The following is a 14661-nucleotide window of genomic DNA, read 5'->3' as shown; positions in this document are numbered from 1 at the left end:
CCAACACAGGTTGATACTTCCTGAAACTTAAGCGTTAACTGAACGACATTGCCTCGAATGAGGTTTTTTTTATTAGCGTCCCTGAATAGCTAAATCGCCCGGCAGGTTCTTCTGCATGCGATGCCAAATCTCGCCGCTATCGTGACCGTAGCGGCGCACCGTTTCATAAACCTGCTCATGAGCACCCTGCTCGCACAGTTCTGACAGCTTACGATAGAAGCTCAGCGCCAGACCACGCGCTTCTGGATTGGCAAAATAATGACGACCAATGCGGGTATATAACCCTTTCATTCCGTTGAGGATCAGACCGTAAATCGGATTACCGGACGCAAATGCCAGACCGCGGAAAATGTTGTAGTCCAGATCGGCGAACGCATCAGCATGGTCAGCTACCTGATTAGCTGTCGCCAACACCTCTTGCGCTTTATCAGGATGCTGGCGAAACGCGGTGCGGATAAAGATGGTTGAAATGTTGGTGCGCACAGACAGCAGATTATCGATCAACTGCGGTACGCTCTCGTGATCGAGGCGCGCCAGCGTTTCAAGAATATTCAACCCGGAGGTTTCCCAGAAGTTATTCACCTTCGTCGGTTTGCCGTGTTGAATGGTCAACCAGCCGTCCCGCGCCAGACGCTGTAATACTTCGCGCAACGTAGTACGTGTCACTCCGATCAGTTCAGAGAGTTCACGTTCAGCGGGCAAAATAGTGCCAGGTGGGAAGCGGTTATTCCAGATACTCTCAATGATGTACTCTTCCGCGAACCCCGCCGGGCTTTGCGCCTTAATGACCATAGTAATAATTCCATTACACAGCAAAACATAGTTACAGTTATCATACCAGACGGGTTTCATAGCTGATAGCTGACGAAATGAAGAAAAAGTGGATCAAGGCTTCATTTTACAGATAACGCTGATGCACACTCACCCTTGCCATTCACGTGAAGAGCTTGCCTGTGCTCCCTCCTCCCGCTAAGCTTTGCGGTCAAACATAACAACATGATTTCATTTTTAAAGGTAGGGAAATCACCATGGAGCTATCATGGGGCCGCGCTATGTGGCGCAATTTTTTAGGCCAGTCGCCAGACTGGTACAAACTTGCACTGCTCGTCTTCTTAGTCGTTAACCCGATTATCTTTTTCATCAATCCCTTTATTGCAGGCTGGCTGTTGGTGGCCGAGTTCATTTTTACGCTGGCGATGGCACTCAAGTGTTATCCGTTGCTGCCGGGTGGGCTGTTAGCCATCGAAGCCGTCATCATTGGCATGACCAGCGCCGCGCATGTGCGCGAAGAAGTTGCCGCCAACCTTGAGGTGTTATTGCTGCTGATGTTTATGGTGGCAGGCATCTACTTTATGAAGCAGCTGCTGTTGTTTATTTTCACCCGTCTTCTGCTCAGCATTCGTTCCAAGTCACTGCTGTCGCTCTCCTTTTGTATTGCTGCCGCCTTCCTGTCCGCGTTCCTTGACGCGTTGACCGTCGTTGCCGTGGTGATAAGCGTAGCGGTCGGTTTTTATGGCATCTACCATCGCGTGGCCTCTTCCCGTGGGGAAGATAACAATATGCTCGATGACAGCCATATCGATCAGCACAATAAGGTCGTTCTGGAGCAGTTCCGTGGTTTTCTGCGTAGTCTGATGATGCACGCAGGCGTCGGTACGGCGTTAGGCGGCGTAATGACCATGGTTGGCGAACCGCAAAACCTGATTATCGCCAAAGCAGCTGGCTGGCACTTTGGCGACTTCTTCCTGCGCATGTCGCCGGTCACCGTTCCGGTACTGATTTGCGGTCTGCTAACCTGCGTGCTGGTCGAGAAGTTACGTTGGTTTGGCTATGGCGAAACGCTGCCGGAGACCGTCCGCGATGTCCTGCAAAAATTTGACGATCAGAGCCGTCAGCAGAGAACCCGCCAGGACAAGATCAAACTGATTATCCAGGCGATTATCGGCGTCTGGCTGGTGGTCGCCCTGGCACTGCATCTGGCGGAAGTGGGATTAATTGGTCTGTCAGTGATTATTCTGGCAACATCGTTAACCGGCGTTACCGACGAACATGCTATTGGCAAAGCCTTTACCGAGTCGCTGCCCTTCACCGCCCTGCTGACCGTGTTCTTCTCTGTTGTTGCGGTGATCATCGATCAGCAGCTCTTTTCTCCGATTATTCAGTTCGTTTTACAAGCCTCTGAGCACGCGCAATTAACGCTGTTCTATCTGTTTAACGGTCTGCTGTCGTCTATTTCTGATAACGTTTTTGTCGGCACTATCTACATCAACGAAGCCAAAGCAGCCCTGGAGCATGGGACCATCAGCCTTAATCAGTATGAACTGTTAGCGGTGGCGATTAACACCGGGACCAACCTGCCTTCCGTGGCCACGCCAAACGGTCAGGCGGCGTTCCTGTTTCTGCTGACTTCCGCCCTGGCACCGTTGATTCGCCTCTCTTATGGTCGCATGGTATGGATGGCTCTGCCTTATACCCTTGTCCTGACGCTCGTCGGGTTGCTTTGCGTGGAGTTCACGCTTGTACCAATGACAGAATGGATGACCCAGTCGGGCTGGTTAGCTACACTTTCATAACAATTAGCCGGGCAAATCACTGCCCGGTTTGACTTTTTGCATGATAATTATCCGATTACGCAAATTTTCAATTCCCGCTAGTGGCGCATAAAGTGAATTGGTTTAAACTGCGGTCTCTACGCATGTTGCAGGGAAATTATTATGTTGCGATTTTTAAACCAGTGTTCCCGTGGTCGTGGAGCATGGTTATTGTTGGCGTTTACCGCCTTTGCGCTGGAACTCGTCGCGCTATGGTTCCAGCACGTCATGCTGCTAAAACCTTGCGTGTTGTGTATTTACGAACGTAGCGCATTATTTGGCGTAATGGGTGCGGGACTGGTGGGAGCTGTCGCGCCAAAAACACCGCTGCGCTATGTGGCGATGGTTATCTGGATTTACAGTGCCTGGCGCGGTCTTCAGTTAGCATATGAGCACACCATGATTCAGCTTCACCCGTCACCATTTATGACCTGTGATTTTGCCGCGCGCTTCCCGAGCTGGTTACCGCTGGATAAATGGCTGCCGCAGGTGTTTGTGGCGTCCGGCGACTGCGCTGAGCGTCAGTGGTCGTTTTTAACCCTCGAAATGCCGCAGTGGCTGCTAGGGATCTTCGCCGCATATCTTGTTGTGGCAATACTGGTCGTCATAGCACAACCGTTCAAACCGAAAAAACGTGACCTTTTCGGTCGCTAACAGAGACGCTCCTCCGGGAGCGTTTTTTTTGCCTTAAATCCATTGCCTGCTGGCATCTATAAGATGTATATTAAATACATCTTATAGATGCCACATGAAGGAGATGTCTTATGTCCCATTTACGCATCCCGGCAAACTGGAAAGTTAAACGCTCTACTCCCTTCTTCACGAAAGACAATGTCCCTGCGGCACTGCTCTCCCACCACAACACCGCTGCGGGCGTGTTTGGACAGCTCTGTGTGATGGAAGGAACGGTAACGTATTATGGCTTTGCCAATGAAGACGCAAAAGAGCCCGAAGTGAAGGTAGTGATTAATGCCGGTCAGTTCGCGACCAGCCCACCACAGTACTGGCATCGCGTTGAATTAAGCGACGATGCGCAGTTCAACATCAATTTTTGGGTTGAAGACGACAACCATGGAGATGAGATGTATCAGGCGAAAAAGGCTTAACCCTTAACACCTGCTAATCGATGGGCGGCTCAGTCCGCCCATGAAGGTTTGTTCAAAATATGATCCTGCCAGTCACGCACTTCTGATTCTTTTACCGCAATATGACGTACCGAAATACGTTCGCCATGCATTGCCGCTTTCGACCCGGTCAGCAACGGATGCCATTCTGGCAACCCTTTTCCTTCCGCCAGCAGACGATAGGCGCAGGTCATCGGCAACCATTCAAAGGTAGGCAGATTATCACGCGTGAGTTTGATACAGTCCGGCTCGTATTCGAATCGACGTTCGTAGTTACGGCACTGACAGGTTTTAATATTGAGCTGCTTACAGGCGACGTTGGTAAAATAGATTTCGTCGGTGTCTTCATCCATCAGCTTATGCAGGCAGCATTGACCACACCCATCACATAATGACTCCCACTCGGCATCGGTCATTTCATCAAGGGTTTTACTTTGCCAGAAAGGTATGTCGCTCATCAGGGTATCCGCTATCGTAATAAAGCTGCACCTTATAACCAGTCTGGCACGCTGATGCAAGTTTTGCCGCCCAAAAAGGCGGCAAGCAGAGATTACAGCACGCGGGTGGTCAGAGTTTGTCCGTGGAAACTGATAGCCAGTTCATCACCACTGCTTAACGGCCCAACGCCTGCTGGCGTACCCGTCAGCACAACATCGCCCGCTTTGAGCGTAAAGAAACGGCTCATATAGGCAATCAAAGAAACAATGGGATGGATCATATCTGCCGTCGAGCCGTGCTGGCGCGTTTCGCCGTTTACCGTCAGGCCGAGCATCGTATCCTGTGGATCACCATCAAATTCCGCCACAGGGATAAATCCTGACAGCGGACAAGAGTTATCAAAGCCCTTGGCTTTTTCCCACGGCTGCCCGGCTTTCTTCATTTTCCCCTGAATATCGCGCAGAGTCAGATCCAGCGCTACACCATAGCCAGCAATGGCTTTACGCACATGTTCTTCGGTCGCCTGACGCAAGGTCGCGCCAATCAGTACGGCCAGCTCAACCTCATGGTGAACCGCCCCCATATCGGATGGGATCACCAGCGGTTGACGCAAATCACACAGCGCAGTTTCCGGTTTGATAAACAGTACCGGCTCTTCTGGGGTGGTTCCCCCCATCTCTTTTATATGGTTGGCATAGTTACTGCCTACGCAAACCACCTTACTCACCGGATAATCCAGCAGAGCACCATGCCAGTTGTGATGTTGATACATTACTTTCCCCTAACGTAGTCATAGATTTCAGGTACTGCATCGATGGAACGTGCTGCTGCCGGATGCAGTTTAACGTTTAGCGTCTGATGTATTTTATTTGGCCGCAGCCAGATGCTGTTTGAGTAAATCTTCTGGCGGTGGCGGTATTTGTAAATAATAGCCCTGCTCGGTTAGCGCCTGTTTTACTTTTTCAAGATCGGCATTAACCAGTTTTTTTCGACCATCAAGTGGCAGCATCATCGCCAGCGTTGGCTGCCCAAATCCTTTCATCAGTTCTTCAGGAACTCGCGAGAAATCGTCTTTTTTTTCGACATATAAATAAGTCTGGTCACGTTTGCTGCTTCGGTAGATCACACAAAACATATCTTTTACTCTGAATTCACGGAATGGTGGCTTGCCTCAATATAATACTGACTATAACATGCCTTATAGTCTTCGGAATATCGCCCCGCGCTGGGGATGATAAATAGCAAATTGAGTAAGGCCAGGATGTCAAACACGCCAATCGAGCTTAAAGGCAGTAGCTTCACCTTATCAGTGGTTCATTTACATGAAGCAGAACCCGAGGTTATTCGTCAGGCGTTGGAAGACAAAATCGCGCAGGCACCTGCATTTTTAAAACATGCGCCCGTGGTGGTTAACGTGAGTGGTCTCGAAAGCCCGGTAAACTGGCCGGCGCTGCAGGAAGTTGTCGCGTCTACCGGCTTGCGCATTATCGGCGTTAGCGGATGCAAAGACGCCCGATTAAAGGCTGAAATTGACGAAATGGGACTTCCTTTACTGACTGAAGGTAAAGAAAAAGCTCTTCGTCCCGCGCCTGTTGAGGCTCCCGTTCCCGTCCCGCCGCCGCAAAACGTTACTCCCGTCACAAAAACACGATTAATAAATGTACCGGTTCGTTCCGGTCAGCGCATTTATGCTCCACAATGTGATCTGATTGTTACAAGCCACGTCAGTGCGGGCGCAGAGCTTATCGCTGATGGCAATATTCATGTTTATGGGATGATGAGGGGCCGTGCGCTGGCAGGCGCAAGCGGTGACCGGGAAGCGCAAATTTTTTGTACCCATCTGACGGCAGAACTGGTGTCTATCGCAGGTGTTTATTGGCTGAGTGATAAAATCCCAGCAGAATTTTATGGCAAAGCGGCTCGTCTGCAATTAGCAGAGAACGCTTTGACAGTTCAACCGTTGAATTGATCCCTTTTTAACAAGGAATTTCTATGGCACGCATTATTGTTGTTACTTCGGGTAAAGGGGGCGTTGGCAAAACCACCTCCAGCGCGGCCATCGCTACAGGTTTGGCCCAGAAGGGAAAGAAAACTGTCGTTATTGATTTTGATATCGGCCTGCGTAACCTTGATCTGATTATGGGTTGTGAACGCCGCGTCGTTTACGACTTCGTCAATGTTATTCAGGGCGATGCGTCGTTAAATCAGGCGTTAATCAAAGATAAGCGTACCGAGAATCTCTTTATTCTTCCGGCCTCACAGACCCGCGATAAAGACGCGCTGACCCGTGAAGGCGTCGCAAAAGTTCTGGACGATCTGAAAGCGATGGACTTTGACTTCATCGTCTGCGATTCCCCGGCGGGTATTGAAACCGGCGCGCTGATGGCCCTGTATTTTGCCGATGAAGCCATTATCACCACTAACCCGGAAGTCTCTTCTGTACGTGACTCTGACCGTATTCTGGGTATTCTGGCGTCGAAATCCCGTCGCGCAGAAAACAGTGAAGAGCCGATTAAAGAACATCTGTTGCTTACGCGCTACAACCCTGGCCGCGTAAATAAAGGTGACATGCTGAGCATGGAAGACGTACTGGAAATTCTGCGAATCAAGCTGGTTGGCGTGATTCCTGAAGATCAGTCAGTCCTGCGCGCGTCTAACCAGGGTGAGCCGGTTATTCTCGACATCAATGCTGATGCCGGTAAAGCCTATGCTGATACCGTAGACCGTCTGTTGGGAGAAGAACGTCCTTTCCGCTTCATTGAAGAAGAGAAGAAAGGTTTCCTCAAACGCCTGTTCGGAGGATAAGTTATGGCATTACTGGATTTTTTTCTCTCGCGGAAAAAGAGCACAGCAAACATCGCTAAAGAGCGACTGCAGATTATTGTTGCGGAACGCCGTCGTAGTGACGCCGAGCCACATTATTTACCGCAGCTGAGGAAGGATATTCTCGACGTTATCTGCAAGTATGTACAAATCGATCCAGAAATGGTCACCGTACAGCTTGAACAAAAAGACGGCGATATTTCGATCCTTGAACTCAACGTGACATTACCGGAAGCAGAAGAGTCTAAATAACCTTTTGTGTAACTGCGTCATGATTGCAAAAAAGGCAGAGTATTCTGCCTTTTTTAATTTCAGTCCTTTGCCAACCTGCAACACATTTATTCCAAAGTAAACTTCGGGTAGTTTTCGGCAAAATAGCGACGCAAATACTCAACGGTAATACGGATTTTTGCCGACGTCGCCAGTCGGGAGACATAAACCGCCCAAATATTTGCTGGTTGATAATACTCAGGCAATATGTGTATCAGATGTCCGCTGGCAATGTTGTTACAGACATCCCACCACGAACGCAGAGCAATTCCCTGGCCGTCAAGACACCATTGATGCACCACTTCGCCATGATTAGATGACAGAGGTCCCGTGACTTTGATTGAGTGAGTCCCCTCTTTATTGCGCATTTGCCAGATACCAAACGGATGGTCACGCTCTTTAATGACCAGACAGGGAAAAGTAGAGAGATCGTTCAGTTGCTTCGGCATTCCATGCTGCGCCACAAACTCCGGCGAGGCGCAAAGAATGCGATAGTTAGTCGCCAGTTTACGGGCAATCAGATTAGGTGCGATATCATCCCCGATACGAATATCGAGATCGACGCCCTCATTCACCAGATCCACCAGACGGTCTTCAACATCGAACCTCAGCTCCAGCTGTGGGTACTCTTTCGCCAGCGCAGACAACGCAGGAGCCACCACCCGGCGGCCAAAACCAAAGCTACTGATAATACGTAACATCCCTTGCGGGATCTGCCTGACATCGGACAGCTCATCCATCATCTGATCGACATCATGCAGGATCCGTTGCGCCCATTCGTATATCCGCTCTCCCTCTTCCGTGATGGTCACCCGCCGCGTTGTCCGGTGTAACAGCACCACGTTCAGCGTCAGCTCCAGCATCGCTACACGCTTACTGATATAAGCCGGTGATACACCCAACTCTTCGGCGACGGCAGCAAAACCCGCGCGGCGCGCAACCAGCATAAAGACGCGCAAATCATTTAACAGCGGCAGATTATTCATGATCTGTGTTTTATGTTTCACCAGTTAGGGGGATTAACTATCGTTCAGTCAATTATAGGATGAGGGGAAAGTCAATTTTGATGGCGTACAAGTGAGAGCTGCTATGAAGAAAACCTGTCGTATTGCCGCTGTCCCCGGAGATGGCATTGGTAAAGAAGTCCTGCCTGAAGGCATTCATGTGTTACAGGCAGCCGCCGAACGCTGGGGTTTGTCGCTCAGCTTTGAACAAATGGAATGGGCCAGTTGCGAATACTATGCACATCACGGCAAGATGATGCCGGATGACTGGCGTGAACAGTTGCAATCCTTCGATGCTATCTATTTTGGTGCCGTGGGCTGGCCGGACACCGTCCCGGACCACATCTCACTCTGGGGTTCACTGCTTAAGTTTCGCCGTGAATTCGATCAGTACGTTAACCTGCGCCCGGTGCGGCTGTTCCCCGGCGTCCCTTGTCCGCTGGCAGGCAAAAAGCCGGGCGACATTGATTTCTACGTCGTGCGTGAGAACACCGAGGGGGAGTACTCTTCCCTCGGCGGACGCGTGAGCGAAGGTACCGAACACGAGATGGTGATCCAGGAGTCGGTCTTCACTCGTCGTGGTGTCGACCGTATACTGCGTTACGCCTTTGAACTGGCGCAAAGCCGCCCGCGCAAAACGCTAACTTCAGCGACTAAATCAAACGGTCTTGCCATCAGCATGCCCTACTGGGACGAGCGTGTCGAAGCGATGGCGGCTAACTATCCCGAGATCCGCTGGGATAAACAGCATATTGATATTCTCTGTGCTCGCTTTGTGATGCAGCCGGAACGTTTTGACGTCGTGGTTGCTTCCAATCTGTTTGGCGATATTCTCTCCGATCTCGGTCCGGCATGTACCGGTACAATTGGCATTGCGCCATCTGCCAACTTAAACCCGGAACGCACCTTCCCGTCACTGTTCGAGCCGGTACATGGTTCAGCCCCTGATATCTACGGTAAAAATATCGCCAACCCAATCGCGACAATCTGGGCTGGCGCGATGATGCTCGACTTTCTTGGCAACGGTGATGCCAACTATAAGGCCGCCCACGACGGCATTCTGGCGGCAATTGAGCAAGTTATTGCCAGCGGTCCGAAAACGCCAGATATGAAAGGTAACGCCACCACACAGCAGGTTGGCGAGGCCATTAGTCGGGCACTGCGCGGTTAACCTCCGTGCCATTAAAAACGGGAGCACCTGGCTCCCGTTTTAGCTTGCTTACTGCGGATACTCCAACAGCAGCGCGTTGAGACGCTCAGCCATCAGTTTGCCACGCCAGCCGGAAATCAGCTCAGGCAGGGATTGCTGCGGCTTTAATTTCCAGTGCCAGTTGAGCAACTGGTTGATCTGGCGGCGTGAAGCCAGCAGTTCGACGCTGAGATTTTGCTCCGCACTGACTTCGGCAACCAGCGCCTTAATGGCTTTGAACGCCTTGCGGTAGCCTGGCATATCCATCAAATTCAGTAGCGGTTGCGGCAGCGACGCTTCCGGTAAAGCCTGTGCTTTCTCGACAAGAGAAATCAGCGTCTTGCCGTGGAAGCGAATTTCGCTGCCCGAAAGACCCAGGCTGTCCAGTTCGCCCAGACTGCCCGGCATATAACGCGCCACCGCCCATAAGTGTTCTTCACGCACCACAAAGTTTACCGCCAGATCGCGCTCGCGCGCTTTACGCAGCCGCCAGTCGGCAAGCAGTTGCAGACAGGCCAACTGACGGGTACGCAGTTGCCAGGCGTTGGTGATCTCGCGCCAGGCATCCTCGGGTGCCAGAATCTCCTGGCGACGCTGCTGCATTAAGCGACATTCGTCCAGCGCGGCGGGCAGCCAACCGCTGGCTTCGGTTTCAGCCATCAGCGTTGTGGTGATCGGTAACAGATACCAGACGTCAGCCGCCGCATATTCACACTGGCGCTCGGTCAGCGGCCTGGCCAGCCAGTCGGTACGGGATTCGCTTTTGTCCAGGGCTATGCCGGTAAACTCTTCCACCATCGCGGCAAACCCCCACGACAGCGGACGACCGCAAAAAGCGGCGAGGATTTGTGTGTCAATCAATGGCTGAGGGAGTTCCCCAAAGGCATTGAGAAACACCTCCAGATCTTCACTACCGGCATGCAGAAACTTGGTTATCGCCGTATCACGTAAAATATCGCGTAGTGGTGACCAGTCAGTGATCCCCTGTGGGTCAATCAGAGCAACGTGTTTGCCATCAAACAGCTGGATCAACCCCAACTGCGGATAATAGGTACGCGTGCGAACAAATTCGGTATCCAGGGCTATCGCCGGAAATTCACGGACGGCTTCGCACAGCGTGGCCAACGCGTCGTCCGTAGTGATCATTTGATAATTCAAATCGTGCTCTCTTAGGTTTACGCCAAAAAAAACGCCGGATTACCCGGCGTTTTCTGCTGGCTGACTTAACGCTCAGCCTTTATTGTCCACTTTGGCGCGTGCTTCGTCACGTAATTCTCGTCGCAAAATCTTACCAACGTTAGATTTTGGCAACTCATCACGAAACTCCACCAGCTTCGGTACTTTATAGCCCGTCAGATGGCGACGACAAAAAGTGACCAGCGCTTCTTCGGTTAATGAGGCATCTTTCTTCACCACGAAGATTTTTACCGCCTCACCGCTGCTGCCCGATGGAACGCCAACCGCAGCGACTTCCTGTACGCCAGAATGTTGCATCACCACGTCTTCAATTTCATTCGGATAAACGTTAAAGCCGGACACCAGGATCATATCTTTCTTACGATCGACAATCCGCAGGAAGCCTTCATCATCCATCACCGCAATATCGCCAGTGTGCAACCAGCCGTCTTTGACGATTTCATCGGTCGCATCCGGTCGCTGCCAGTAACCCAGCATCACCTGTGGGCCTTTCACGCACAGTTCGCCCGGCTCACCCGGCGGCACTTCGTTATCGTCGTCATCCACCAGCTTGACCTCAGTGGAAGGAACCGGTAAACCGATACTGCCGCTGTGATAGTCGATATCGTGAGGGTTAACACTCACCAGCGGGGCGCACTCCGTCAGGCCATAGCCTTCCAGCAGATACTGACCCGTCAGCTTCACCCAACGCTCGGCCACCGCCTGTTGAACCGGCATGCCGCCGCCTGCCGAAAGATGTAGCGAGGAGAAATCCAGTTGCTGGAACTCTTTGTTATTCAGCAGCGCGTTAAACAGCGTGTTGACGCCGGTCATCGCGGTGAAGGGGTATTTCGCCAGCTCTTTTACCAGTCCCGGAATATCACGCGGATTAGTAATCAGCAGGTTTTGACCACCCAGCTCAATAAACAGCAGGCAGTTCATTGTCAGCGCGAAAATGTGATACAGCGGTAAGGCCGTTACCACCAACTCTTTACCCGGATGCAGCAACGGTCCATAGGTGGCGTTAACCTGTTCAAGGTTAGCCAGCATGTTGCGGTGCGTGAGCATCGCGCCTTTCGCCACACCGGTTGTCCCGCCGGTATATTGCAGGAACGCCAGATCTTCCGACACCACTTCGGGCTTCACATACTGCATGCGATAACCGTTTTGCAGTGCACTGCGAAACGAGATGGCATCCGGCAGGTGATATTTTGGCACCAGGCGCTTAATGTACTTCACGACAAAGTTAACCAGCGTCCCTTTGGCGGTAGAAAGTTGATCGCCCATACGCGTCAGGATCACGTGTTGCACCGACGTTTTATCGACCACCTTCTCCAGCGTGTGAGCAAAGTTAGACACGATGACAATCGCCGACGCGCCGCTGTCATTGAGCTGGTGTTCCAGCTCGCGAGGCGTGTACAGGGGGTTCACGTTCACGACAATCATGCCGGCACGTAAAATCCCAAACAGGGCGACCGGATATTGCAGCAGATTCGGCATCATCAGCGCGACGCGATCGCCCTTTTTCAGCCCGAGCCCTTGTTGCAAATAGGCCGCAAACGCCCGGCTGCGCTCTTCAAGCTTGCGGAAGGTCATCACCTCCCCCATGTTTACAAACGCGGGCTGATCGGCATAGCGCCTTACTGAGTGTTCAAAGAGTTCCACCAGGGATTGATAACGGTCAGGATTGATCTCCGCAGGGACACCAGCGGGATAACGGTTAAGCCAAACCTTTTTCAATACATCACCTCTAAAATGCATATTCGTCGTCATCACAACCCCAGGCAATAAACAAACTGTTAACATAATATTAACTCAGCGTACCAGTTTGTTTATTACACAACGACAAGGTTGCGAAGCACGTCACTATTTATTTTTCTTATATCCACGTTAATGCAGAAACAGCGGACGAGCCGCTGTTTCTTTTACTAATAAAACAAAGAGTTACTCGGTTACTATGGTCTGAACCTGTGCCGGGCCGGGATTGTACCATCCCCAGCCGCCGTAGCCACCGTAAGGCCAGCCACGCGCACCGTAGAACCAAGGGTCGATCGGCTGAGGCGGCATAATAATCTGCTGAGTAATATGCCAGCGTTTATAACCGGTTACCTGCATCAGCATGAATTTATACGGCGTACTGCCAATTTTTCCGTCCACTGTACCGCTAATCGGACCGACGACGGTAACCAGTTGACCCCGGAAATCCACCGGGTCGAGAAAGCCGTTTACATCAGCATAAATTCGCCCGCGAGAGGCTTCGCCCAGCACGGGTCGCGCACCGCTATCGAGAGGCACGGTGGCGATTTCCAGACGGGATTTCCCCTGCTGGTTCTGAATATCCACCACTTTGCCGCCGAAGCGCGCTTCCTGTCCGACATACAGCTGCGGCGCATTCATCACCCGCACCAGATCCTGCTGCGGCGTAGGGCTTGAGCCTTTGATCGCATCCGGGATGGTGACGCAGCCACTTAGCATTAACGCCAATACGCCCGCCAACACACCTTTCACTACCTGCTTTTGCACCGCCATATTGCGACTCCCTCTTCTTAGCGCCTGCCCCGGGAAACTCACAATGCGGGTCACTGACGACTGCGCGAATTAACCGGGGATGTACTACTAAGATTCATTCTTTACCGGGAAGTTTCTTCCACGCTACGGTGTTACGTAAATAAACCGGTTCAGCATGTTCAACCGCCACGGTCTTACCGGCAGCCAGCATTTGCGTGGCGACAGGCAGCATGTCTTCAGCCGCCGGCAGCAGAACACCGCCATCGCTCAGCGTCAGGCCGCTGTCTTTACCGAGTTCAGGCCAGGCAGGCCAGCCCGTCCCGACAGTGACCCATTGGCCAGATAGTTGCAGCAAGCGTTCATGTACTTGTTCAGGCGTTAACACGGCTTCAGTTTCTTCACCGCGCCAGATGCCATTTTCATCACGCTGGTATTCGGCCCAGTAAACCTCGCCCATTCGCGCATCAATCGCCGCCAGCACGCGGGTGGCGCCAGACTTACGCCAGGCCCCCTGCGCCATGGTCGCCAGGGTAGAGACGCCGATCATCGGCAAATTCGCGCCTAACGCCAACCCCTGAGCAATGCCAATCCCGATACGTACGCCGGTGAAACTGCCGGGGCCGCGACCAAACGCCAGGGCGTCGATATCGGATAAGGCTAATTCGCCAGCGGCCAGGATCTCCTGGACCATCGGTAAAATTCGTTGGGTATGTTCTCGTGGGCAAAGCTCGAAATGAGCTTTGATAGTACCGTCATTCCACAGGGCAACAGAGCACGCCTCTGTGGCGGTATCGATAGCCAGAATTCGCATGGGTGTTTGTGATCAGATCAATAAATTTGGCGCGCATCTTACCACACTCCGTAACAAATTACTCAGTCGATGGTATGGCAAGAAAACGGACAGCACGCGCAATGTCACGCGTGCGCGGCGCAGGCGGAAGACTCGCCAGGAAGGTAGCGCCGTAGGGTCGCATCACCAGGCGGTTGTCGCAAATGACCAGCACGCCGCGATCGTCTGCGTCACGAATCAGTCGTCCTACCCCCTGTTTCAGGGTGATTACCGCATCCGGGAGTTGAACCTCGTCGAAGGGATCGCCGCCGCGCAGGCGACAGTCTTCCATCCGGGCTTTTAACAGCGGGTCATCCGGCGAAGTGAACGGAAGTTTATCAATAATGACCAGCGACAGCGTATCGCCACGCACGTCTACCCCTTCCCAGAAGCTGCTGGTAGCAACCAGTAACGCATTACCTGCGCTGACAAACTGCTGTAACAGTTGCCCTTTACTGGTTTCGCCCTGCAACAGGACCGGCAGCGTCATGGTGGCGCGGAATTGTTCTGCCAGATCGCGCATCATCGCGTGTGAGGTACACAGCATAAAGCAGCGACCGTTGTTTGCTTCAATAATGGGACGCAGCATTGACGCTAACTGGCGCGCGGCTCCCGGCTGGTTGGTTTGCGGGAGATTACGCGGCACGCAGAGCAGCGCCTGACGCGTGTAATCAAAAGGACTCGGCAATAGCATCGACTCGGCGTCATC

Annotated in this window: 17 protein-coding genes; 7 read left to right on the top strand and 10 right to left on the bottom strand. The window is 52.2% G+C overall.

What is annotated here, in order from left to right:
* Positions 1 to 72: 72 nt before the first annotated feature.
* A complete protein-coding gene (gene fadR, locus FDW96_RS10985; protein WP_038641229.1) occupies positions 73 to 792 on the bottom strand; it encodes a fatty acid metabolism transcriptional regulator FadR in 720 nt (239 codons plus the stop codon).
* A 236-nt stretch (positions 793 to 1028) separates the two neighbouring features.
* Here fadR and nhaB point away from each other — a divergent pair, with 236 nt between their 5' ends.
* The 3 genes from nhaB (at position 1029) to FDW96_RS10970 (ending at position 3697) form a co-directional block, all read left to right on the top strand.
* Complete coding sequence (gene nhaB, locus FDW96_RS10980; RefSeq protein ID WP_042307887.1) at positions 1029 to 2573, top strand: Na(+)/H(+) antiporter NhaB; 1545 nt, start codon at positions 1029 to 1031, stop codon at positions 2571 to 2573.
* A 141-nt stretch (positions 2574 to 2714) separates the two neighbouring features.
* A complete protein-coding gene (dsbB, locus tag FDW96_RS10975; RefSeq protein WP_137348913.1) occupies positions 2715 to 3245 on the top strand; it encodes a disulfide bond formation protein DsbB in 531 nt (176 codons plus the stop codon).
* A gap of 110 nt (positions 3246 to 3355) precedes the next feature.
* Entirely contained in the window at positions 3356 to 3697 is a 342-nt protein-coding gene (locus tag FDW96_RS10970; protein ID WP_042307882.1) for a DUF1971 domain-containing protein, read from the top strand.
* A 29-nt stretch (positions 3698 to 3726) separates the two neighbouring features.
* Here the strand turns inward: FDW96_RS10970 and FDW96_RS10965 are convergent, their stop codons facing one another.
* The 3 genes from FDW96_RS10965 to FDW96_RS10955 form a co-directional block, all read right to left on the bottom strand.
* Positions 3727 to 4173 carry a YcgN family cysteine cluster protein gene (locus tag FDW96_RS10965; protein ID WP_003020944.1) on the bottom strand — a complete coding sequence of 149 codons (447 nt, stop codon included), beginning with the start codon at positions 4171 to 4173 and terminating at the stop codon, positions 3727 to 3729.
* Between the two features lie 92 nt (positions 4174 to 4265).
* Complete coding sequence (locus FDW96_RS10960; RefSeq protein WP_137365698.1) at positions 4266 to 4925, bottom strand: fumarylacetoacetate hydrolase family protein; 660 nt, start codon at positions 4923 to 4925, stop codon at positions 4266 to 4268.
* Positions 4926 to 5018: 93 nt separating this feature from the next.
* Entirely contained in the window at positions 5019 to 5288 is a 270-nt protein-coding gene (locus FDW96_RS10955; RefSeq protein ID WP_137365697.1) for a YcgL domain-containing protein, read from the bottom strand.
* Between the two features lie 126 nt (positions 5289 to 5414).
* Between FDW96_RS10955 and minC the strand changes: the two genes are divergently transcribed.
* Genes minC through minE form a run of 3 tightly spaced genes read left to right on the top strand, consistent with a single transcriptional unit; the run spans position 5415 to position 7228 of the window.
* Entirely contained in the window at positions 5415 to 6122 is a 708-nt protein-coding gene (minC, locus tag FDW96_RS10950; protein WP_137365696.1) for a septum site-determining protein MinC, read from the top strand.
* A gap of 23 nt (positions 6123 to 6145) precedes the next feature.
* The gene (minD, locus tag FDW96_RS10945) at positions 6146 to 6958 is read left to right on the top strand and encodes a septum site-determining protein MinD (RefSeq protein WP_042307876.1); all 813 of its coding nucleotides are present in this window, start codon (positions 6146 to 6148) and stop codon (positions 6956 to 6958) included.
* Positions 6959 to 6961: 3 nt separating this feature from the next.
* Positions 6962 to 7228 (top strand): cell division topological specificity factor MinE, encoded by a 267-nt coding sequence (gene minE, locus FDW96_RS10940; RefSeq protein WP_003833739.1) that lies wholly within the window; start codon positions 6962 to 6964, stop codon positions 7226 to 7228.
* Positions 7229 to 7314: 86 nt separating this feature from the next.
* Here minE and FDW96_RS10935 read toward each other — a convergent pair whose 3' ends face one another.
* Complete coding sequence (locus tag FDW96_RS10935) at positions 7315 to 8232, bottom strand: LysR family transcriptional regulator (RefSeq protein WP_137348912.1); 918 nt, start codon at positions 8230 to 8232, stop codon at positions 7315 to 7317.
* Between the two features lie 103 nt (positions 8233 to 8335).
* Between FDW96_RS10935 and FDW96_RS10930 the strand changes: the two genes are divergently transcribed.
* Positions 8336 to 9421, top strand: a complete 1086-nt coding sequence (locus FDW96_RS10930; RefSeq protein WP_137348911.1) for a tartrate dehydrogenase — start codon at positions 8336 to 8338, stop codon at positions 9419 to 9421.
* 48 nt (positions 9422 to 9469) lie between these two features.
* Here FDW96_RS10930 and rnd read toward each other — a convergent pair whose 3' ends face one another.
* The 5 genes from rnd to FDW96_RS10905 form a co-directional block, all read right to left on the bottom strand.
* Positions 9470 to 10585 (bottom strand): ribonuclease D, encoded by a 1116-nt coding sequence (gene rnd, locus FDW96_RS10925; protein WP_042307871.1) that lies wholly within the window; start codon positions 10583 to 10585, stop codon positions 9470 to 9472.
* An 84-nt stretch (positions 10586 to 10669) separates the two neighbouring features.
* On the bottom strand, positions 10670 to 12355 hold the full coding sequence (gene fadD, locus FDW96_RS10920; protein ID WP_123261005.1) for a long-chain-fatty-acid--CoA ligase FadD: 1686 nt from the start codon (positions 12353 to 12355) through the stop codon (positions 10670 to 10672).
* A gap of 204 nt (positions 12356 to 12559) precedes the next feature.
* On the bottom strand, positions 12560 to 13144 hold the full coding sequence (locus tag FDW96_RS10915) for a Slp family lipoprotein (protein ID WP_042307869.1): 585 nt from the start codon (positions 13142 to 13144) through the stop codon (positions 12560 to 12562).
* 94 nt (positions 13145 to 13238) lie between these two features.
* Positions 13239 to 13934 carry a tRNA (adenosine(37)-N6)-threonylcarbamoyltransferase complex dimerization subunit type 1 TsaB gene (gene tsaB / locus FDW96_RS10910; protein WP_137365695.1) on the bottom strand — a complete coding sequence of 232 codons (696 nt, stop codon included), beginning with the start codon at positions 13932 to 13934 and terminating at the stop codon, positions 13239 to 13241.
* A 58-nt stretch (positions 13935 to 13992) separates the two neighbouring features.
* The coding region (locus FDW96_RS10905) for an ATP-dependent DNA helicase (protein ID WP_137365694.1) at positions 13993 to 14661 on the bottom strand (669 nt) is incomplete at its 5' end.

The sequence above is a fragment of the Citrobacter sp. TBCS-15 genome, from assembly GCF_005280815.1.
GTDB lineage: Bacteria > Pseudomonadota > Gammaproteobacteria > Enterobacterales > Enterobacteriaceae > Citrobacter > Citrobacter werkmanii.
This window is presented reverse-complemented; position numbering and strand designations above follow the sequence as displayed.

Excerpts from the sequence above, each read along its gene's own strand:
- fadR (WP_038641229.1), bottom strand. The coding sequence starts at position 792 with ATGGTCATTAAGGCGCAAAGCCCGGCGGGGTTCGCGGAAGAGTACATC.
- nhaB (WP_042307887.1), top strand. The coding sequence starts at position 1,029 with ATGGAGCTATCATGGGGCCGCGCTATGTGGCGCAATTTTTTAGGCCAG.
- dsbB (WP_137348913.1), top strand. The coding sequence starts at position 2,715 with ATGTTGCGATTTTTAAACCAGTGTTCCCGTGGTCGTGGAGCATGGTTA.
- FDW96_RS10970 (WP_042307882.1), top strand. The coding sequence starts at position 3,356 with ATGTCCCATTTACGCATCCCGGCAAACTGGAAAGTTAAACGCTCTACT.
- FDW96_RS10965 (WP_003020944.1), bottom strand. The coding sequence starts at position 4,173 with ATGAGCGACATACCTTTCTGGCAAAGTAAAACCCTTGATGAAATGACC.
- FDW96_RS10960 (WP_137365698.1), bottom strand. The coding sequence starts at position 4,925 with ATGTATCAACATCACAACTGGCATGGTGCTCTGCTGGATTATCCGGTG.
- FDW96_RS10955 (WP_137365697.1), bottom strand. The coding sequence starts at position 5,288 with ATGTTTTGTGTGATCTACCGAAGCAGCAAACGTGACCAGACTTATTTA.
- minC (WP_137365696.1), top strand. The coding sequence starts at position 5,415 with ATGTCAAACACGCCAATCGAGCTTAAAGGCAGTAGCTTCACCTTATCA.
- minD (WP_042307876.1), top strand. The coding sequence starts at position 6,146 with ATGGCACGCATTATTGTTGTTACTTCGGGTAAAGGGGGCGTTGGCAAA.
- minE (WP_003833739.1), top strand. The coding sequence starts at position 6,962 with ATGGCATTACTGGATTTTTTTCTCTCGCGGAAAAAGAGCACAGCAAAC.
- FDW96_RS10935 (WP_137348912.1), bottom strand. The coding sequence starts at position 8,232 with ATGAATAATCTGCCGCTGTTAAATGATTTGCGCGTCTTTATGCTGGTT.
- FDW96_RS10930 (WP_137348911.1), top strand. The coding sequence starts at position 8,336 with ATGAAGAAAACCTGTCGTATTGCCGCTGTCCCCGGAGATGGCATTGGT.
- rnd (WP_042307871.1), bottom strand. The coding sequence starts at position 10,585 with ATGATCACTACGGACGACGCGTTGGCCACGCTGTGCGAAGCCGTCCGT.
- FDW96_RS10915 (WP_042307869.1), bottom strand. The coding sequence starts at position 13,144 with ATGGCGGTGCAAAAGCAGGTAGTGAAAGGTGTGTTGGCGGGCGTATTG.
- tsaB (WP_137365695.1), bottom strand. The coding sequence starts at position 13,934 with ATGCGAATTCTGGCTATCGATACCGCCACAGAGGCGTGCTCTGTTGCC.